Consider the following 18,268-nt stretch of genomic DNA (forward strand, 5'->3'; position numbering starts at 1 on the left):
CTGGCCGGCGGAGCCGCCGACTCCGGCAACCAGCGTTACGATCGGTGCTCTGGCCTCGGGGGCCGGCACACGAGGAGCTCACCTTGGCCTGTGAACGGTATCGGGCCGATGCTATGGGGAGCTATCGCAGTGGATCCTGCGGGCACGGGAGTCCCCGTTGCCGTGACGTCACCCCGAACGGCAACGATGACCGCGAAACCTGGATCGATGACTTGGTGCCCATCAACAAATATCCTCTCGACGCGGAAGTATTCGTCCGCCGCCGGAGGCAGCACCGATCCCGACTTCGAAGGTCTGAGAATGAGTTCCTCAAGCTCCTTCTTGCCAAGCCCGCGGTGCGAGACGGCTCTCAGCGCCAGATCGAAGCCCAATCCAAGATGGCCGTCGCGGAATCCGTCCAGCTGGAAGTCCCGCCATTCCAAGAGGATGGACAGGTCCTCCGGCTCCTGAACCTCTAGCAGGAATACGCCCTCGCCGATTGCGTGCAGCTCCCCTGGCGGAACGTAGACGACGTCTCCGGGCGAGACGTCCACAGGGTTCAGGAGGTCCAGCAGTCCCTCGGAATCCTGGCGCTCGAGCAAGCCTCTCAGCTCAAGGGATGACACATCCTGGCGAAGCCCGAGATACACCGTGCCTCCGTTGAGGATGTACCATGCCTCGGCTTTGCCGTGCGCATGTCCCAAGTGTTTCGAGGCGAAGTCTCCGTCTGGGTGCGCGTGGACGGGCAGGCGCTGGCCGGCGTCGAGAAGCTTGACCAGCAGCTTTGTGTCAGACCCGAAGGCGGCGACGTGGTCTTTGCCGAGCCACGCCTCCGGGTCCTGGCCAATCGCCGTCGGCATGGGGACGCCGTTCGGCAGTGCCGTCACGCCAACGCCCGGTTCACCGAACACTGACGTCGTGGAAGCAATCCAGTCCTCCGGTTCATGGCTGGGAGCCGGTGGCTCGCCTCGGAAGTCGGTGATCCGGCGGCCGCCCCGATAGAAGCGGTTGGGAGGCCGATTGGACGGCAAAACGATCAAATTCAAACCTTGGCTCCATTTCTGGTGAGGGCGCCGAGGAATCCACCGACGAACGAGTCCCCGAGCCCTACGGTGGTGGGCATTGGCACACTCAGCGCCTTGGTCGGAATGGCGTTCAGTCCGGGGCCGGACAAAGCGGCCGACACAGCGGCCCCGTCCTGGTTTACGGGCCATTCTGCTGACTGTGCGTACTGACTGCGGGTGAAGTTGTCTCCGTACCGGTAGCGGGTGCTGGCCATTGCCACCCCGCCCTCCAATGCGGACGCGTAGTGCTCGGGCTGGAATCCACACGCAAGTACCCAGTACTTTGTGTGGATAACCAGTGTCCGGGCGGGAATGATGGTGGCGAGGTCTTCGAGGGCGTGACGAATGGAATCGGGGTCCAGGAGATCGATCTCCCGTCCGAGGTGCGCTTGCATCTCGTCTTCGTTCATTCCATAGACGTCGATGCGGTCAAGGAGGGCTTCGCGGACTTGGGCGCTGAAGGTCTGAACGTGGAAACCGGCGTCCTCGTAGTAGACGAACGCCTCCTCGGGCAGGGCGTCCATTGCCCGGCGGATTTCCTTGAGCCGAACGTGCAGGATGTGAGCGTCTTGCATCGCGTTCAGGCCCGAGATCAGGAAGATACTGGACTTCGACAACACCCGAGGAAGGTCAGGGCTCAGGAGCATTTCGGCGTTGGGCTGGTCATTCACATATATCAGCCGGTTCGGGAAAGGTGCAATGAGCTCCGTCTCGCCAACGCGGACCCTGGCGCCCTCGTTCCACTGCACAATCAGGTGAGGTTCCGTCGAGTCGTGATCGGCGCTCGTGATCCATGCGCATGTAGAGGGCAGCAGTTCCCGGAAGTGGTCGTTGATTCCGACAAGGTGCAGCGTCACCGGAACGTTCAGCTGGGACAGGGCAAGGCCTGCCCTGACTGCCGTTCCACCTAGTGTGACTTTGCGCTCGCATTTGGCGGCGAATGCTTCCAGGACGTCGGGGGAGGCGACATACCGCTCTCCCCCGACGCCCAGCCGAAAGTGTCCGAGCACCGAGACCACGAGGCTGCGCTCGTCTGTGATCTCCGTTGCACCTGTTAGCTCCGCGACGGTGATGCCGTAGTGCTGCACGAGGTGCTCGATCAGCTGGGAGGACCACACGATTTCATAGTCCACGCTGCTGCCGAGCCCGAGCACAATCGTAGAAGTCATGTCAGTACAGCTTTGCCTTGCCGGCTGCGTTGAACAGGTCGATCTTCTGAGCCGCTGTGATCTTCATGGCCTCGATGCAGGGGGGCTGGATGCTGTTCGGCTCACGCAGACGCTCGTCTGTGCCGAGGATCTCGCGCATGCGGTTATGGTAGCTGACCTTGATGTCGCTGGAGATGTTGATCTTATTGATGCCAAGCGAGACCGCACGGGCCAACTCCGCATCGGGGTTGCCGGATCCGCCGTGCAGCACGAGCGGGATGCCCACCGCCGCCTTGATCTGCTCGAGCAGGTCGTGGCGCAACTCGGGCTTCTTTTCGGCCGGGTACAGGCCGTGCGACGTCCCGATCGCGATCGCGAGGCTGTCGACACCAGTTTCCTCGACAAAACGCACCGCGTCGTCGACGTTGGTGTAGATGATCTCGACCGCTCCGGACTCGCCGTAGCTGTCGTTCGCGCCGATCGTGCCGAGTTCGCCCTCGACCTGAATGCCTACGGCGTGCGCCGCCTCCACAACCTTGCGAGTGAGAGCAACGTTTTCCTCGAACGGAAGCATCGACGCATCGATCATCACCGAGGTGAAGCCCGCCTGGATCGCGGTGATGATCTGCTCATAAGTGCCGCCGTGGTCCCAGTGGATCGCGACCGGCACGCTCGACCGGTGAGCGCGCACGCGGATCGCGGCGATGAGGTCGGTCGTGATATGCGCAACCTCATCCGGGTGGATGGCGATGATGACGGGGGCTTCCTTCTCCTCGCTGATGTCCATGACGCCAAGAAACATCGCCCAGTCGCTGATGTTGAAGGCCGGGATGGCAAAGTTGTTCTGGTTGGCGACGTCCAGAATGGTTTTTCCGTCGACGAGCATGGTGTATATCTCCTTGTGTTGGGTTAAGGTTTTCGAGGCGTCAGTCTTTGACTGCGCCGGAGGTGAGTCCGCCGATGAAGCTCCGCTGGAACAGAAGGAAGAGCAGGAGCACTGGGATCGACCCCAGGATGCTCATCGCCATCATCTGGTTCCACTCAAAGGAATGCTGGCCCATCAGCAATTGAATGCCGATCGGCACGGTCCGCATGGCGTCGGTGCGGGTCAAGGTCAGTGCAAAGAGGAACTCATTCCACGAGATCATGAATGTGTACACCCCGACTGCGACGATTCCCGGTATCGAGATGGGCACGAGCACTCGCCACAGGGCGGTCCAAGCGTTCGCGCCGTCCACCTTGGCTGCTTCATCGAGTTCGCGAGGCAGGGTGTTGAAGTACGCAGTCATCATGATGATCGCGTAAGGGAGCGTGAACACCATGTGGGTGAGGATCAGGCCGGGATAGGTGTTGTAGAGGCCGAGTGCAACCATCAGGCCGAAATACGGGATCACCAGCGTGATCGGTGGAACGGCTTGCACGGAGACGATCACGACATTGATCAGCCGCTTGCCAGGGAACTCGTAACGGCTGAAGCCGTACGCGGCGAGGATCGCGACCAGAAGGGTGAGCATAGTCACAGCAATGGCCACAATGTAGCTGTTCAGGAAGAACCGCAACCGGGCCGGATCGGTGAGGATCGCTGTGTAGGCGTCCAGCGAGAAGCCGGAGGTGATCAGTTTCGGTGGGAGTGCGAAGACCTCTCCATTCGCTTTGAACGAGGTGGAAAGCATCCACAGCACGGGCAGCCCCGCATACAGAGCCCCGAGGACCAAGGCCGCGAAGGCTCCCACCTTGAGCAGTGTCTTCTTTCTGGCCCGCTGCCCGCGAGGGATGTCGATCTTTTCGTCCCTGCGTCCCTGAAGAGTCAAGTTGCTCATCTCAATCACGCACCCTTTGCTGCCGTACGTAGAAGAAGGCAAGGACCATAGTGAGCAGCAGTACGACGACCGCAGCCGCGGAGGCCGCCGAGAAATCGAAGTTGCTGAAGGCCTGCTTGTATGTGTAGGTGCTGAGCACCTCCGTGGCGTTGAGTGGGCCCCCGCCCGTGGTCATCCAGATCAAGGCGAACTGCTGTGACGTCCAGATGAGGTCGAGCACGGCCATGCTGATAATCACCGGGCGGATATGGGGCAGTGTCACGTACCGGAACCGTTGCCACCAGCCCGCCCCGTCGACGCGTGCAGCCTCGTGTAGCACGGTTGGCACGCCTTGGAGGGCAGCCAGGAGGCTGATCATGAAGAACGGGTACCCGGACCAGATGTTGATGAAGGTCACGGAGCCCAATGCCGTTTCGGGTGTGGACAGCCAGTTCGCGCCCTGGACTCCAAGCGTGCCGAGAACGTAGTTCACCACACCAGAGGGGTCGAGCATGAGACGCCAGACGACGGCGATCACCGCGATGGTGAACAACCACGGGAGGATGTAGACCACCCGGAAAATTGCCTTGGTGACGTTGCCGAGCAGCGTTGTGTTGAGCAGCAAGGCAAAGACGAGACCCAGTACCAAGTGCACGATTGTGCTGAACGTGATGAACAGGAAGGTGTTGCCGAGCGCCGCAAGGAAAGCAGGATCAGTAAGCACCTTCACATAGTTGGCGAACCCAACGAACACGGGGTTCGGTTCGACGATCACGTTGTCCATGAATGAGTAGCCAGCAACCATCAGGATCGGCACCACGGTGAGCAAGGTGATCAAGGCCAGGGTCGGCGAGACGAAGGCGAACGGGACGAGCTTGTGGACGCGCACCCCGGAGGCGCCCCGCTTCGTCGACCGCGGGCCGACGGCGTGCCGTACCCTTCCGGGTCCCTCGACGTTGGTAGAAGACAGATTCATGTCTCAAACTCCCTTGTGGGGTCGTGCCGCAAGCTGGACGGCACGACCCCGTCGAATCTTCGACGTCAGAAGATGGATTTCCATGCGGATTGAACGGTGCTGAGCGTCTGATCGACGCTCTGGCTTCCGGTGAGGGTCCGCTGCAGTTGCTCGTCGAACGTGCGCTGCAGCTGGTCGGCCTTCGGCAGGCCGGTGAACTCATTCGCCGGGTAACCGGCCTGGTAGATGTCGAAGGCCGTCTTGAACAGCGGATCGCTCTTGCTGAAGTCGGGCGTCGCCGTCTTGTTGCCCGGGAAGCCGTTTGCAAGGTTGCTCAGCTGAGCGTTCGTGTCCTTGCTCATGAGGAACTCGACGAGCTTGGCCGCTTCCGCCTTGTGCTCGGACTTGTTCGAGATGCCAACACCCCACGATGCGTACGGGATGCCACGCTTGCCGGTGTAGCCATCCTCGGAAGGCAGCGCTGCCACCGTGAAGTTGAGGCTGGGGTTGTTCTTCTTGATCAGGTTGATGTGGGCGAGCGAGTCGATCACCATGCCGACCTGGCCGTTGGTGAACTTCTCGACCTTGTCCTGTTCCTTCATGGTCAGGGCGCCGGGGACTAGAACGTTCGCGTCGTAGAGGCTCTTGACGTAGTCGACTCCGCTCTTGACCTGGGCGTTGGTGAGGTCAGGTTCCCCGTCCTTGAGCATGCTGCCACCAGATGCCCAGACCCAGGACATGACGTCGTTCTGGATGCCGTTGGGGACTGCGGTGTCGAGTGGCAGGGCCCAACCCTTGACGTTGCCGCCGAGGGCGCTGATCTTCTTGGCTGCGTCGAGGAACTCGGTGCGGGTGGTCGGCGCCTTGCTTAGGCCGGCCTGCTTGAGCAGGTCGTTGTTCACGAACAAGGGGTAGACGAAATTGACCGCAGGGATCATGTAGGCCTTGCCATTGACCTTGACCTCGCTTGCCAGCTGGTCTTCAGAGAAATTGTCAGCTTTCAGAAGCGGAGAGAGGTCGGCGATCGCGCCCTGCTTGGCGAAATCGCTCACCCAGGCACCGTCGAGGCCGAGGACGTCGGGTAGCTGTCCGGAGGCTGCGTCGGCAACCATCTGCTGTTGGTCTGAGGAAAAGGGTGAGCTGAGGAGCTTCACCTTGATGTGTGGGTTCGCCTTCTGGAATTGGTCAATCAGGTTGGCCAGGGATCCCTGCGGGAGCTCTGGCTCCCACCACTGGGCGAACTCGAGGGTGACATCGCCGGTGGCACTGGCACCACCAGAGGACGAGCCACTGCAACCTGACATTGTGAGCGCAGCAACGGCGGTTACGCCTAACGCTGCGAGCAGCCGCGGGCGGCGGCCTCTCCTCGTGCTCATGTCCACTCCTTCGTGTAATTGCCTAATCATGCGCATTCGCTGCGTGATATAGGACACATTAGTCCTGCAAATGCCGCAAACGCAAGCATAGAAGTGCAAAGAAGCTAACTAAAGATGATAAGAACGGCAAACTTCTCCTGCTCATATCGCCAGGTGCGACCTGAAGAACGATCAATCACCCCGTTGTGCAACACTTCTGCAGTTCTTTGCTGCAGTTGCTTCGGGAGAGGCAGTTCAGGTGCTAGCATCGCAGCGTGAGCGAGTTAGACAGCATGACCATTGACGAAGGGCGTTCGCGCAGGCACCCAGCGGGTAGAAAGGCGCAGCTCGTCGCGCACGTCACCGAAGTCGGCCAGGTGACCGTAGGTTCGCTGGCCGATCGTTTCGGTGTCTCGATCGACACCGTGCGCCGCGACCTCGACCAGCTGGACAGCGAGGGCCTTCTCGTGCGTACCTATGGCGGCGCGGTCAGCGTGGCGATGAGTTCTCGAGTCGAGAAGGCCGTAGATCTGCGCCTCGGCCTGCAGGCTTCGGAGAAGGAAAGGATCGGCGCCCTTGCGGCTCAACTCGTTCGCGACGGCACCGGGATCATCATGAATGGCGGAACAACCATGCTTTCGGTGGCGCGCGCACTCCATAACCACCGGGACCTAACCGTCGCCACGAACAACCTACTCGTGCCAGCGGAGCTGGACCCCGCAGTCTGGCGAGAACTGTACATCTTCGGCGGCTCCGTCCGCGCGACTACTCTCGCAACGACGGGGCCGACGAGTCTGCGGATCGCAACCGGCGGGGCCGATCTGGACATTCGCTGCGACTTGGCGCTCATCGCCATCGGTGCGGTGTCAGTGCAGGGTGGCTACACCACAAGCAATGTCGGGGAAGCTGCCATGATGAGCGAGATGATGTCCCGCGCCACCCAAGTTGCCGTGCTGGCAGACTCGTCGAAGTTCGACAAGCAGCTCTTCGCTCAGGTCGGCTTGCTCGATAGCGCAGACTATTTCGTCACCGACTCTCACCCTCCTAAGGAGCTTGAAGCAGCATTTCGGGACAGTGGCGTGCGCGTCATTACCCCGGAGTCAGGTCCGGAGCGTGATCTGTAAGCCCTGGATGAGCGGCTCCTGGGTTGAGGTCCCGGCGGCCGCCGATCTTGTGCCGGTCCGGGTGGGTGGGCTTAGTGCCCGGCGGGCCGCATCTGCACCCCCACCCGGATAGGCTTTCCCATTCCGACGTCAACGCCGGCGCCCGGAAGATCGCTGTCGCTTGATCACGTTCGAGGACCCAGGGACCCATGGACCCATGCAAGCCTGTCGGTTCCTCGCGCCACGCAAGCCTGTCGGTTCCTCGCGCCACGCAAGCCTGTCGGTTCCTCGCGCCACGCAAGCCTGTCGGTTCCTCGCGCCACGCAAGCCTGTCGGTTCCTCGCGCCACGCAAGCCTGTCGGTTCCTCGCGCCGCCCTATCCGTGCGGCAGGCACTGAACAAACCAGTCCATGGCGAGAATCGCCGCCGCCTCCAATGTTCCGGGTTCTTCGAAGAGGTGCGTGGCCCCCGGGACAAGCTCCAACCGGTTGGGGCAGCCCATCACGTCTTGGGCCCTGCGGTTGAGTTCGAGCACCCGGTGATCCGCGCTGCCGACAATCAAGAGCGTCGGCGCGCGGACAAAGGCAAGCCTCGCACCCGCCAGATCCGGACGTCCTCCCCTCGAGACGACTGCGCCGATCCTCTCTCCCAGGTCGGCCGCCGCCCACAACGCGGCGCCGGCACCCGTACTCGCGCCGAAGTACCCCACGCTGCATGAGGCCGTGTCCGGCCTTCCGCCGAGCCATCCAGTCGCCGCGATCAGCCTGCGCGCCAGCAGTTCGATGTCGAACACATTGGCACGATTGAGCTCCTCCCCTGGGGTGAGCAGGTCGAGTAGCAAGGTCCCCAGGCCAGCCCGCTGAAGCGTTGTGGCGACGAATCTATTTCGCGGGCTGTGGCGGCCGCTACCGCTGCCATGAGCAAACACCACCATTCCCGCAATCGATCCGGGCAAGTGAAGGCGTCCTTGAAGCCACAACCCGTCAGAGGGGATCTGGACTTCCTCATCGAGGCCACGGTCTCCTGCTCTTGAAGAGGCATTTTCCGAGCGCTCGGCAGCAGCGGCGAGCAGCCACGAAACCTCGTCGTCGCCCGTCGGTGAGAAATCACGGTAGTGGTGGCCGACAGCCGTAAGCCGCGGAGGCGTAGCAAGGCACACCACCTCGTCAGGCTCCGTCAATCTCGCGAGGACGTCGGCCGAAGCGACAGGAACGGCCAGGATCACTTTGGCCGCCCCCAAGTTCCGTGCAATGCGGCATGCCACCCTGGCGGTTGACCCCGTAGCGATTCCGTCATCGACGACGACGGCGATGCGGCCTTTCAGATCGACGCGGCCCCGGCCAGCGCGAAATCGGGCCACCCGGTCCTCAAGGATAGCCCGCTCCCGCCGCTCAACGGACCGCAGTTCTTCCCGTTTGACCCTTGTGGCTGCGAGGACGCTTCGTTCGAGCGCATATGCGCCATCCTCCCCGATAGCGCCCATCGCGAGTTCAGGCTCGGACGGGACTCCCAGCTTCCGCACAACGATCACATCCAGTGGCGCGTCCAGGGCCGCTGCAACCTCAAAGGCGACCGGAACCCCGCCGCGTGGCACCCCCAGGATGACTGTTTCCTGGCCACGCAGATACACCAGCCGCAGGCCCAACTGTCGCCCTGCGTCAGCCCTGTCCTGAAAAATCCCCATCGCCGCGACGTTCCCATCAAAGCTGCCGCACTCCCACGTCCAGACTGGAAGGTAGCAAAAAAATACACGCGGGGCGGCCTCCTGATCCAACTATCCCCCTCGAATCCACACCGTGCGAGGCCTTTCCGCGAAGAACTGCTGAAGTGGGACTACTTGGGTTCGACGGCGGTTATTGCGGCTGTCGGTTGACTGGCACCAGGCGGCGAAGCGGCCCATCCTGATAGCAAAGACCTGCGACGTTGGAGGTGGAGAATGCAGATTGCCCTCCTCGGAGATGTCATGCTCGGCCGGCTGGTTAACGACCAGCTCAAGGTGGCAGCTCCGGACTATCCCTGGGGCGATACCCTCCCGGTCCTCCGGCAGGCTGACATCCGATTCGCCAATTTAGAATGCGTTCTCGCGGACGACGGAACGCCTGCGGCCGGCAAGATGTATCACTTCCGCTCCGATGCCAAGAACGTGGAGAGCCTTCGCTCCGCGGCGATCGACGTGGTCTCGCTGGCCAACAACCATGTGTTCGACTATGGAGTCGATGCGCTATTGGAAATGCTGCCGGCACTCGATGAGCACGGGATCCTGTACGCCGGGGCAGGGATAGACCTGGAATCTGCCCGCCGACCGGTGGCCCGGTGGATGGGAGCAACTGCGGTCGGCTTTATTGCTTTCACCGATAATGAACCGGGCTGGGAGGCAACCGCCCGAACTCCGGAAATCCACTATGTCCCTGTGGACACTGGTGACGGCCGGGTGAAGGAATTGCTGGACATGGTCCGTCGGACGAAAGACTACAACCAACTGCTGGTCGTTTCGGCACACTGGGGCGCCAATTGGGGGTCCACGGTCCCGCCCGCGCATCAGAGTTTGGCCCGGGCATTGATAGACGCGGGGGCCGACGTCGTGTTCGGGCATTCGGCCCACATCTTCCGCGGCATCGAAATCTACAGGGGCCGGCCCATTGTCTACAGCGCCGGCGACTTTGTGGATGATTATGCCGTTGACCCGGATGAACGCAACGATCAGTCATTCGTCTTCCTCCTAAAAACAGAAGGAAACGTACCTCGCATGCTGTGCCTGCATCCGACGAACATCGCCCGCCTACAAACCCGGCTGGCGAGCCGAAACGCAGGGAGAATCGCTGAGCGGATGCAACGGCTGAGCAGGCAGTTCGGCACCCGGAGCACGTGGATCGAGGGTGACAAAGTCTTGGAAATACCGATCGCCGCGGTCTCATGACCGTGGAATTGCTGCTAGCGCCTGAATCATGCCGGGTTCCCGCCCGTTCTCTCCGCCAGCGCCCGCCGGGCGTTGGCCCGGGACCACCCCGGCAACATCCACGAGTTCATCCAAAATCAGGCCCTTGGCCGTCTTCGATAACTTCGTATAATCGGTGGCGTCCTTCTTCGAGACATCCCTAAGCGTTCGCAACGACAGGTCCATCACTCATCGTCACCGCCGTGCCCGTKGCGGCCCGCTGATTTCGCGAGCGTTTCCCACATGAGGCACGCACCCCGTTTCGCGAGCACTATAGATGAGTCCCGTCGGTGTCTAGACCCCGTCCGGCCGTTGCCCTATCGTGGGGGAACTGCATAATCGGCTTGAGTCTCCGCGTCGGAGGTACATGGTGGGCATCATTTCGTCTGGATTTCATGGAAGACGGCAGAGCGGTAATCCAGCGTTGCCACCGGGCCAATACGAGACCGGCGGCTTCCCGGTCCTTACGGCCGGCCCCGCGCCCCGGATCCCCATTGAAGAGTGGGAATTCTTCATCACCACTGAGGCCGGGCAGCGTCATGCGTGGTCTTGGGATGCATTCATGGCGTTGCCCCAGATGGACATCGATACGGATATCCATTGCGTGACCAGTTGGTCCAAGTTGGGCACCTCGTGGCGGGGAGTGTCCCTGGACACTCTTTTTGAGAACGTGGAAACAAGCTGCGGGTTCACGATGGCTCACTCCTACGGCGGATACACCACCAACCTGCCCCTCCCGGACCTTCTTGGCGGCCGGGCGTGGGTGGCTTGGGAGTTCGACGGTGAGCCGCTTGAGCGCGCACACGGCGGACCTGCCCGTCTCCTTGTGCCGCATCTGTACTTTTGGAAGAGCGCAAAGTGGATCAATGGTATCGAGTTGACGCAGGATGATGATCCTGGTTTCTGGGAATCCAATGGCTACCACACCCACGGCGACCCGTGGCGGGAGGAGCGCTACTCATGAGGCGCGCCGGATGAGCACGCTATGGCGCGTGGCCGACGTCGTCAGCAGCATGCCCGAAACGGAAAGCGCCAGAACCATAGGGCTGCGGGTGAACGGGCTGAACGGCAAGCTCGCCGGACAGCACATCGACATCCGCCTCACTGCCGACGACGGTTACACGGCCGTGCGCTCATACTCCGTGGCGAGGGCAGGTATGGACGAAACCTTGGAGATCACCGTTGACGAATTGGTCAACGGAGAAGTCTCCCCTTATTTGGTCCGGGAGCTGGCGGTCGGGGACCAGTTGGAGATCCGAGGGCCGGTGGGTGGCTGGTTCGTTTGGAAACCGACGGACACAAACCCCGTTCAGCTCATTGCCGGAGGATCCGGCATCGTGCCGCTCATGTCCATGATCCGCGCACACCACGCATCGGAAAATCCGGCGCAGTTCCGGCTGCTCTATTCGCTCAAGTCACCCGAGGCGGGGTTCTATCGGGAAGAACTCCAAACCTTGGGTCAGGAATCCCGCAAGCTCATCATCGACTACGTCTACACTCGCAAGGTGCCAAAGGGTTGGCCGACTGCCCCGCAACGGCTCACGGCAGAACCCCTGCTGGCCAACATCTTGCCGAAGGACCCCGCCCCGGACATCTTTATCTGCGGCCAAACGGTATTTGTGGAAACGGTCGCGGAATGGCTGGTGCAGGCGGGATATCCCGCCGCGTCGATCAAGACCGAGCGCTTCGGCGGAACAGGAGGAACCCGGTGAGTGGCAACAACGGCTCCGATTCTCCGGGCGCTAAGGATCCGGGCCTCGAGGATCAGGACATCGCTGGAATTGCAGGCAATGCGATAGCCCACCTGGACGGAAACGCGGTGGCAGGACTGCTGTGGGAACTCTTCCGCTTCGATATCGTCGCCGCGATCGGACAGTGCAGGCATTGCGGCGCCGTCCGCGTCTTCGCGGAAACGATGGTGTACGTGGACGCGCCGGGAGTCGTTGTGCGCTGCGCTTCCTGCGAGGGCGTGCTGCTGCGCCTCGTGGAGACGCCCGCGCGGTACTGGCTCGATGTGAGCGGACTCAGCTATCTGCAAATCGATCGCGAGGGCTAAAGTAATCCGATCCACCTGTCCCAGCGCCCCCTTTCCGGACCCGTAAGGATTCGCCCGCGACGGCGAGGGGCCGCGTTGGTGGAACCCGAAAGGACCCCCGGCCCCCGGCCCCCGGGGTGCTGCACATTAGCCTTGCTCGGGCAGATCTTTTTTGCTGCCTTCGACGCGGCGCGCCGCAGTCGAGAGCAACCGGGGAGTCGTCAGTCGTTTAAGTCCGACATACTCCCACCTTAGTAAGCCTACTTCCTATGTGCAGCCTGTCCGTGTGGAATGGGTGGACCCGGGGCATGGTTGGCGTGGCCACCCGCCCCGTCTTCGAACCAAGATCCGCCGATGCCCCAACCGGAAGGGGCAGTGACCTTCCAGGTACCCGGGGCCCACAGCTGGAAGGTCGGCCAAGGGGCCGCCGAGGTCTCGATTACCGCCACGCTGCACGGGATGTACCTGGGTCTCTGGGGCCGGTCCAGTCTCTTGGAAACAGCGATCATCGAAGGCGACAAAGACCTCGCGGTCCGCGTTCTGCAAGGCCCCCTCACCCCCTGAATTCCCCTGCCTGCTGGCTTTTTGGACTCCGACGCCGGAATCGACTAATCCCATCCGTTACCTCTGCGGCTACGAACCCGTCTTAGAGAGCGGGAGCAAAGGTGACCATGAGTGTTCAGCAGAAAATCGCCCCCACGTTGCGGCGGCAAGTCCTTCCCACGGAGCTGGGTCCCTGCGCGGTGCATGTCGAGCAGGGTACCGGGGACCGAGTGCGGCGTCCGGCACCCCGGACATCTACCTCCACGGCGCAGCGGGATCCTGGACCACTTTCCAGGCACTGCTTTCCGGGGCACCGCTGTCCGGGGCACCTGCCCAAGACCGGGCCCTGATTGACCTGCCGGGCTGGGGCGAATCCACAAAGTGTGCCCGGCTGGAACAGCCCAGCATCGAGGCGATAGCGCTCGCCGTCGTCGGGGTGCTGAACGCGCTCGGCTACCGGCGGTGGAACCTGGTGGGCCACTCCATGGGAGGCTTCCTGGCCTTGCACATGGCCGCAGCTTGGCCGAAACCGCAGTCATTTCATCGGCGGTGTTCCGCGAACCGGGCGACGATGCCCGGCCGGCCAGCTTCTCCGCTGCCGCCAGGGCCGCCGCCCACTACGATTTCAGCCGGTGGCGCGGCATCCGCTGCCCGGTGCTGGCGATCCGCGGCGACTGCGACATGTTCACGCCCGAGGCTGATCTGGCCCGGTTGGCTGCCACGGTCCCCCACGCCCGGCTGGCGACAATCCCGCAGTGCGGCCACTTTGCCCACATCGAGCTGTGCGACAAAGTGCAACGACTGCTCGACGAACTGTGGTCTTAGTGAAGTGTCGCGGGCGTCCCCGTCAGGAGGAACGACGCGTCCCCGCCGCTTGCGCCCTCTGACATCTACTTCAACAGGTGCACGATTGTCGTTTCAGTGTCTGCCGGATCGGGTGTCGGATCTCCGTAGATCTCCCAAGAGTGCCCGGCAGACTCCCTATGATTCGCAGCCATCCACTTCTCGATCGCCTTGTATGCCTCGTCCATGCGGTGGTATGGCCCACGGTGGACCGCTATGGCAGCCTGGCCCGCCGGCGTTTCAGTCGCGTATACCTCGCCCGCCGTTTCAAAGGTGCGCGTGACTTCGACGCCGAAGTCGCACAGAAGGGGCGCACGGGGTTCGTTCGGATGGTGGTAAATGAAGATGTTGTGGCCGTCCGTCCACAGACCCGGCTGACTGCGAATGAAGTCCCAGACCAGGCCCACCGCAGGCCCCCATGCCGAGCCAACTTCGTCCGGCGCGATCTCACGCCGGACGGCGGCCACCATGCGCGGACGAACAGTCTGGACGCTGACAGGGACCGACATGCCGGGATCGGCCTGGATCCTCAGCTAGTACTTGTCCGCAGAGTCGACGGATTCCCCCACGGTGACTTCAGGGGCTACCTTAGGATCGCCGCCGACCGAGCCGATGAACGCCTGGATCTCGGGATCACCGAAGAATTTCTGGAATGCCTCTGTCGATTCCCATTCGTCGACCACGAGGACAAACCCGTCCCCGACCGCGAACTGATGGTGGATCGCGCCCGCAGCCCGGCCGCGCTCGCCCCACTGGCGGTATTCGTCCGCGCGCTCCTCGAGCGACTTGGTGAAAACGCTCGTGTCACCGGAAACTTTGGTTGCAATGATGACGGACATGATTTGACCTCCTATGGCCTGAACTCAGCTCGTGGCAGCCAGCCGCACGACGATGCGCTTGAGCGGTCTGACACGTGGAAGAGAGCGTAGTCACTCCGCGCCGCAACCGCCCGAGTGGTCACCACTTGTCATTCGTCGCGACCTGTCGAGGGTTCTCTAGTTACTGAACCCGGATAGGATTTCCGGGTATCCAGCTTCCCGAACGGTCCTGAAAGAATCGCACCGCATGCCGCACCTTGACCCTGCCCTCCCGCTCCACACCTTCCCGCAGATGCTCCTGGACGTTGCCGCCGTCGAGCGCAATATCGGGATCAAAGAGGCCTGGACACGGGAGCACGGCATGGTGCTGGCCCCGCACATCAAGACCACCATGACGGGCGAGATCGTCCGCCGGCAGTTGCCCGGCTCCTGGGGCGTGACCGTCGCGACCACCGCGCAGGCCGCCCACGCCATCGAGTGGGGTGCCACCCGGATCCTCATCGCGAACGAGGTGCTGTTCCGCGGCCACCTTGAGCAGCTGCGTGCCTGGCTGGCGGCCTCCCGGGAGCTGGAGATCTACTGCCTGGCCGATTCGGCGGCGGGCATCCGGGCCATGGCCGAGGTATTCGAGGACTCGCCCCGGCCGCTGAACGTCCTGATCGACGTCGGTACCCCCGGCGGCCGCACCGGGATCCGCAGCGCGGCCGAGGCGGGGCCCCTGGCCGCGGAAATCCATGCCGCCAGCGGCCTCCTGCTGGCCGGCGTCAGCGCCTACTCGGGCGTGGCACCGAACACCCGGACGGATGAAAACCTGGCCGGGATCGATTCACACTGCCGCCTGGCACGCGACATTTTCGATGAACTGCACCCCGCTTTCGAGGTGGAGCTACCGGTCTTCAGCAACGGCGGCTCTGCATTCCAGGACCGCGCGGCCGCGTTCCTGCCGCACAACGCCTCCGTCAACGTGCTCCGTTCAGGCTGCTACGTCGTGCACGACCACGGCACCTACCAAAGCGTCTCCCCGGTCCCCGGCCTCACCGCCGCGGCCGTGGTGCGGGCGCTGGTCATCTCTGCCCCGGAAGCCGGGCGCGTGGTCCTGAACGCGGGCAAGCGCGAGTTGGCGTACGACGCCGGCCTGCCGGTGATCGTTTCCAGGTACCGTAACGGGGCGCTCCTGTCTGCCGGCGCAGGCGCCACGCTGACCCGACTCTTCGACCACCACGCCATCGTGGACGACTCCGATGACCTGCAGGTCGGCGACATCGTGGACCTGGGCATCTCCCACCCCTGCTCGCTGTTCGACCGCTGGCGCGAGGTCGTCGCAGTCAGCGACGACGCCGTCGAGACCTGGCGACCAGTGTTCTAAACCGTGCCCCAAGCGGCAGACATCCGGAAGCGTGCGTCTAGGCGAGGGACGAGTGAGCACGTGTGGCCCACGCCGTCCGCGTTCCCAGACAAGGGACTTTTCGCCGTTCCGCACGACGATCATTCACCGCTGCACCACGTCGTCATAGCCAAGGCTGTTGTGATGGCCGCGATATGTCCCTTGCGTTCTTCAGGCTTTCGATGTCGCCCGATCCTCGTCAATAACGGATTTGAGCCAGGTTTCAGGGTTTTGCTCAAAGTACTGACTTTGAGCTTCTGGGTCCAGTAAACCTGACTCCATCGCGTACCCCACTGGGATGAGACTGCTGCCGCGTTCGGGGTGTCCTGGTGGATTGTCCGGGTCGCGTTGAACGTAGCCTGCTTCCTCACCCTTCCGGATGTGATCAGCTGAGCCCAAGAATGCTGGGTATCGATGAGCACCGGTTCCGGTCCGTGCGCTACTTCCAGGACCCGGAGTCAAAGGGATGGCGGAAACACTGTGCCCGAGGTGGGACTCGAACCGGGTTCCAGGCCCTGCAAACACTGGGAAGTCCAGAAAACATGCCGGGTACGGATTTGATTGAGACGAATGTCCCGCTACAGCAGGTGAAACCCTGTCCGACCGACCGGGCCAAACGTATCAGTTGTCCTGACCGGCCCCTTGCGACATCCAGTAATCGTTGATCGCCTGAACGGCCTGCTCTTTCGTCATCCGGGCAACATCTCGCTCATCCATTCCAACGCTGTGGGTGAGTTGCCAGATCAGCGCCAGGGGAATAGCCGAAGCGTGAGGGGCTGCCATTCCGCGGGCCGGCAGTGTCCCGTCATCGACGCATGCCCAAAACTCATTCTCACCGACCTCGAGCTGATCTTGGAGGATATGGTTCCAGATCGAACTCGAATACGTGGTGCGATCCACCGGGCGCGAAATCCGGGTCCGCAAGATCCGTCCATCTTGCAGACTCAACCGGTAGGTCGCGTGATGGCGCACTGGTTTCCCGCGGGCATTCGTCACCAGCTCCCAGCGCTCGGTTAGACAGAACTTCTCATGGTCGTCCCGTCCGCCCACGCGTCGGACGCTCATGCCACCGAGCCGGTGAGCCAGGCGGTCAACTGCTGATCCGTGCACAGATCAATGAGCTGAACCAAGGCCCAGTTCTCGCGATGATTGGGCGCCGCGTGCAAATGGTCCTCCCAATCCTCCGCGTAGTCCCGCAAAGCATCGACGAAGTCCGCCAAGGCTTCAGCCAGGTCCGTGGCCTCAGCGGCAAAAGGCCGCCCCGGCATGAAGACAGCCCATGCTCCGTCCTCATTCACGACCTGGACATTGGCGACGACCGTCAGTTCCAGATACCGACGCAAGCTCTCTCCGTTGACGACGGCGGCCGTGGCCCGGCCGGGCCGCCGTATCGTGGACAGCCCCCCCCGCTCGCTGGCATCGAGGATCGTCTTCAACGAATCCCGTGCTTGGGTAAACCCGTAGACGTGTCCACCGACTGTCTCATGTGCGGGGGTGCTCATATATCAATCATCCGCACGTACATCAAGTACGTCAAGTACGTCTACGTCGCTTTCCGTTCCGTGGTCGTCACTGGGAGCCCGCCTTACCCGGGAAGCGAACTGGAACCGATCAACGTCGCTCTTGCCGTCGAGGTGCATGCAAAGGCCCGACAGAGCATCTACGCTCTCTTCGCAGGTTCGGTCACCTTCGACACCCAAACTGCCGTCCTGGCGCTGACCGGCACCCACGACGCCGTCATTCTGGAGGGACTATCGGGGGTCCCCCACCCTCCCGGAATGTCTACCGTCAACGTCGGGGATTCTCTCGGACTCATCGGCGCCGAGGGAATCACGGTCTGGCACACCCCCAGCGCGCTGGAGAACACCCGACCGCATCCGCCCCGTTTCGTCCGCGCTTCCGAGTAGTTCAATGGATTGCTCGAGCCAGTAGACCGCAGGGGTCTGACGCCGTTGTTCTGGATTCATATCAACCCCTACAGACGATTCACCCTCGACATGAACACCCACCCCGGACCAGGGTCCGGTGTCTCCGGAGCCGCGTGACCTTGCAGTGGGGCCCCGTCTGGTCCGGGCGGCTGCTTTGTAGCGGAACGGATGATTTTTCGCGTCCTATTGGCCGGCGGCCACAAGCGCTCCCTGCGCCTGCTGACCATCGTCCGAGGGACTGTCTGAATAACGGTGTGTGAGGTCCGGCCTGATCCGAAAGGAGACGGCCGTGTCAGAGTCCACGACCGCAATGACAGGGGTGATGATCGATCCTGTGACGGGAGAGATCATCGATCAGAAGGAGCTTGCGGAGCGGTTG

19 protein-coding genes and 1 pseudogene are annotated in these 18,268 nt (G+C 62.5%); 9 read left to right on the forward strand and 11 right to left on the reverse strand.

The window, feature by feature from the left end; translation table 11 throughout:
* Positions 1-35: 35 nt before the first annotated feature.
* The 6 genes from AC1DLO_RS20600 to AC1DLO_RS20625 all read right to left on the reverse strand — a co-directional run bounded on the left by AC1DLO_RS20600 (position 36) and on the right by AC1DLO_RS20625 (position 6,321).
* Entirely contained in the window at positions 36-1,025 is a 990-nt protein-coding gene (locus tag AC1DLO_RS20600; RefSeq protein WP_476891488.1) for a class I mannose-6-phosphate isomerase, read from the reverse strand.
* Entirely contained in the window at positions 1,022-2,212 is a 1,191-nt protein-coding gene (locus AC1DLO_RS20605) for an ADP-dependent glucokinase/phosphofructokinase (RefSeq protein ID WP_476914588.1), read from the reverse strand. Before AC1DLO_RS20605 ends, AC1DLO_RS20600 begins: the two co-directional genes overlap by 4 nt.
* Before the next feature lies 1 nt (position 2,213).
* Positions 2,214-3,077, reverse strand: coding sequence for a ketose-bisphosphate aldolase (locus AC1DLO_RS20610; protein ID WP_476891490.1), 864 nt, complete (start codon positions 3,075-3,077; stop codon positions 2,214-2,216).
* A gap of 40 nt (positions 3,078-3,117) precedes the next feature.
* Positions 3,118-4,011, reverse strand: a complete 894-nt coding sequence (locus tag AC1DLO_RS20615; protein ID WP_184734699.1) for a carbohydrate ABC transporter permease — start codon at positions 4,009-4,011, stop codon at positions 3,118-3,120.
* A 1-nt stretch (position 4,012) separates the two neighbouring features.
* Entirely contained in the window at positions 4,013-4,966 is a 954-nt protein-coding gene (locus tag AC1DLO_RS20620) for a carbohydrate ABC transporter permease (protein ID WP_476891491.1), read from the reverse strand.
* 65 nt (positions 4,967-5,031) lie between these two features.
* The gene (locus AC1DLO_RS20625; protein WP_476891492.1) at positions 5,032-6,321 is read right to left on the reverse strand and encodes an ABC transporter substrate-binding protein; all 1,290 of its coding nucleotides are present in this window, start codon (positions 6,319-6,321) and stop codon (positions 5,032-5,034) included.
* 254 nt (positions 6,322-6,575) lie between these two features.
* Between AC1DLO_RS20625 and AC1DLO_RS20630 the strand changes: the two genes are divergently transcribed.
* Positions 6,576-7,424, forward strand: coding sequence for a DeoR/GlpR family DNA-binding transcription regulator (locus AC1DLO_RS20630; protein ID WP_476891493.1), 849 nt, complete (start codon positions 6,576-6,578; stop codon positions 7,422-7,424).
* Between the two features lie 355 nt (positions 7,425-7,779).
* On the opposite strand, the gene AC1DLO_RS20635 is transcribed toward AC1DLO_RS20630, so the two are convergent.
* The gene (locus AC1DLO_RS20635) at positions 7,780-9,087 is read right to left on the reverse strand and encodes a phosphoribosyltransferase family protein (protein ID WP_476891494.1); all 1,308 of its coding nucleotides are present in this window, start codon (positions 9,085-9,087) and stop codon (positions 7,780-7,782) included.
* Positions 9,088-9,339: 252 nt separating this feature from the next.
* Between AC1DLO_RS20635 and AC1DLO_RS20640 the strand changes: the two genes are divergently transcribed.
* The 6 genes and pseudogenes from AC1DLO_RS20640 to AC1DLO_RS20665 form a co-directional block, all read left to right on the forward strand.
* Positions 9,340-10,320, forward strand: a complete 981-nt coding sequence (locus AC1DLO_RS20640; RefSeq protein ID WP_476891495.1) for a CapA family protein — start codon at positions 9,340-9,342, stop codon at positions 10,318-10,320.
* A 385-nt stretch (positions 10,321-10,705) separates the two neighbouring features.
* Entirely contained in the window at positions 10,706-11,302 is a 597-nt protein-coding gene (locus AC1DLO_RS20645) for a sulfite oxidase-like oxidoreductase (RefSeq protein WP_476891496.1), read from the forward strand.
* Between the two features lie 10 nt (positions 11,303-11,312).
* Positions 11,313-12,050, forward strand: a complete 738-nt coding sequence (locus AC1DLO_RS20650; RefSeq protein WP_476891497.1) for an FAD-binding oxidoreductase — start codon at positions 11,313-11,315, stop codon at positions 12,048-12,050.
* Entirely contained in the window at positions 12,047-12,394 is a 348-nt protein-coding gene (locus tag AC1DLO_RS20655; protein ID WP_476891498.1) for a DUF6510 family protein, read from the forward strand. The genes AC1DLO_RS20650 and AC1DLO_RS20655 overlap by 4 nt, the downstream gene beginning before the upstream one ends.
* Before the next feature lie 333 nt (positions 12,395-12,727).
* Entirely contained in the window at positions 12,728-12,937 is a 210-nt protein-coding gene (locus AC1DLO_RS20660) for a hypothetical protein (RefSeq protein WP_476891499.1), read from the forward strand.
* Between the two features lie 277 nt (positions 12,938-13,214).
* Positions 13,215-13,604: pseudogene (locus tag AC1DLO_RS20665) on the forward strand (alpha/beta fold hydrolase); the annotation flags it as partial.
* Positions 13,605-13,806: 202 nt separating this feature from the next.
* Here AC1DLO_RS20665 and AC1DLO_RS20670 read toward each other — a convergent pair.
* Both AC1DLO_RS20670 and AC1DLO_RS20675 read right to left on the reverse strand, forming a co-directional pair.
* A complete protein-coding gene (locus AC1DLO_RS20670) occupies positions 13,807-14,268 on the reverse strand; it encodes a GyrI-like domain-containing protein (protein ID WP_476891500.1) in 462 nt (153 codons plus the stop codon).
* Positions 14,269-14,292: 24 nt separating this feature from the next.
* On the reverse strand, positions 14,293-14,598 hold the full coding sequence (locus AC1DLO_RS20675; protein ID WP_476891501.1) for a hypothetical protein: 306 nt from the start codon (positions 14,596-14,598) through the stop codon (positions 14,293-14,295).
* Positions 14,599-14,824: 226 nt separating this feature from the next.
* On the opposite strand from AC1DLO_RS20675, the gene AC1DLO_RS20680 reads away from it, so the two are divergent.
* Positions 14,825-15,943 (forward strand): alanine racemase, encoded by a 1,119-nt coding sequence (locus AC1DLO_RS20680; RefSeq protein WP_476891502.1) that lies wholly within the window; start codon positions 14,825-14,827, stop codon positions 15,941-15,943.
* A gap of 639 nt (positions 15,944-16,582) precedes the next feature.
* Here the strand turns inward: AC1DLO_RS20680 and AC1DLO_RS20685 are convergent.
* Complete coding sequence (locus tag AC1DLO_RS20685) at positions 16,583-17,026, reverse strand: cytotoxic translational repressor of toxin-antitoxin stability system (protein ID WP_476891503.1); 444 nt, start codon at positions 17,024-17,026, stop codon at positions 16,583-16,585.
* On the reverse strand, positions 17,023-17,463 hold the full coding sequence (locus AC1DLO_RS20690; protein ID WP_476891504.1) for a hypothetical protein: 441 nt from the start codon (positions 17,461-17,463) through the stop codon (positions 17,023-17,025). Before AC1DLO_RS20690 ends, AC1DLO_RS20685 begins: the two co-directional genes overlap by 4 nt.
* Between AC1DLO_RS20690 and AC1DLO_RS20695 the strand changes: the two genes are divergently transcribed.
* Entirely contained in the window at positions 17,446-17,868 is a 423-nt protein-coding gene (locus tag AC1DLO_RS20695; protein WP_476891505.1) for a hypothetical protein, read from the forward strand. The genes AC1DLO_RS20690 and AC1DLO_RS20695 overlap by 18 nt on opposite strands.
* Positions 17,869-18,268: the final 400 nt, after the last annotated feature.

Source organism: Arthrobacter sp. 01T419 (assembly GCF_056398865.1).

Bases quoted from the DNA above. Each gene is read 5' to 3' on its own strand.
- AC1DLO_RS20625 (WP_476891492.1), bottom strand. From the start codon at position 6,321: ATGAGCACGAGGAGAGGCCGCCGCCCGCGGCTGCTCGCAGCGTTAGGC.
- AC1DLO_RS20695 (WP_476891505.1), top strand. From the start codon at position 17,446: ATGTGCGGGGGTGCTCATATATCAATCATCCGCACGTACATCAAGTAC.
- AC1DLO_RS20675 (WP_476891501.1), bottom strand. From the start codon at position 14,598: ATGTCCGTCATCATTGCAACCAAAGTTTCCGGTGACACGAGCGTTTTC.
- AC1DLO_RS20635 (WP_476891494.1), bottom strand. From the start codon at position 9,087: ATGGGGATTTTTCAGGACAGGGCTGACGCAGGGCGACAGTTGGGCCTG.
- AC1DLO_RS20605 (WP_476914588.1), bottom strand. From the start codon at position 2,212: ATGACTTCTACGATTGTGCTCGGGCTCGGCAGCAGCGTGGACTATGAA.
- AC1DLO_RS20650 (WP_476891497.1), top strand. From the start codon at position 11,313: ATGAGCACGCTATGGCGCGTGGCCGACGTCGTCAGCAGCATGCCCGAA.
- AC1DLO_RS20670 (WP_476891500.1), bottom strand. From the start codon at position 14,268: ATGTCGGTCCCTGTCAGCGTCCAGACTGTTCGTCCGCGCATGGTGGCC.
- AC1DLO_RS20620 (WP_476891491.1), bottom strand. From the start codon at position 4,966: ATGAATCTGTCTTCTACCAACGTCGAGGGACCCGGAAGGGTACGGCAC.
- AC1DLO_RS20685 (WP_476891503.1), bottom strand. From the start codon at position 17,026: ATGAGCGTCCGACGCGTGGGCGGACGGGACGACCATGAGAAGTTCTGT.
- AC1DLO_RS20615 (WP_184734699.1), bottom strand. From the start codon at position 4,011: ATGAGCAACTTGACTCTTCAGGGACGCAGGGACGAAAAGATCGACATC.
- AC1DLO_RS20680 (WP_476891502.1), top strand. From the start codon at position 14,825: ATGCCGCACCTTGACCCTGCCCTCCCGCTCCACACCTTCCCGCAGATG.
- AC1DLO_RS20660 (WP_476891499.1), top strand. From the start codon at position 12,728: ATGCCCCAACCGGAAGGGGCAGTGACCTTCCAGGTACCCGGGGCCCAC.
- AC1DLO_RS20640 (WP_476891495.1), top strand. From the start codon at position 9,340: ATGCAGATTGCCCTCCTCGGAGATGTCATGCTCGGCCGGCTGGTTAAC.
- AC1DLO_RS20610 (WP_476891490.1), bottom strand. From the start codon at position 3,077: ATGCTCGTCGACGGAAAAACCATTCTGGACGTCGCCAACCAGAACAAC.
- AC1DLO_RS20645 (WP_476891496.1), top strand. From the start codon at position 10,706: ATGGTGGGCATCATTTCGTCTGGATTTCATGGAAGACGGCAGAGCGGT.
- AC1DLO_RS20690 (WP_476891504.1), bottom strand. From the start codon at position 17,463: ATGAGCACCCCCGCACATGAGACAGTCGGTGGACACGTCTACGGGTTT.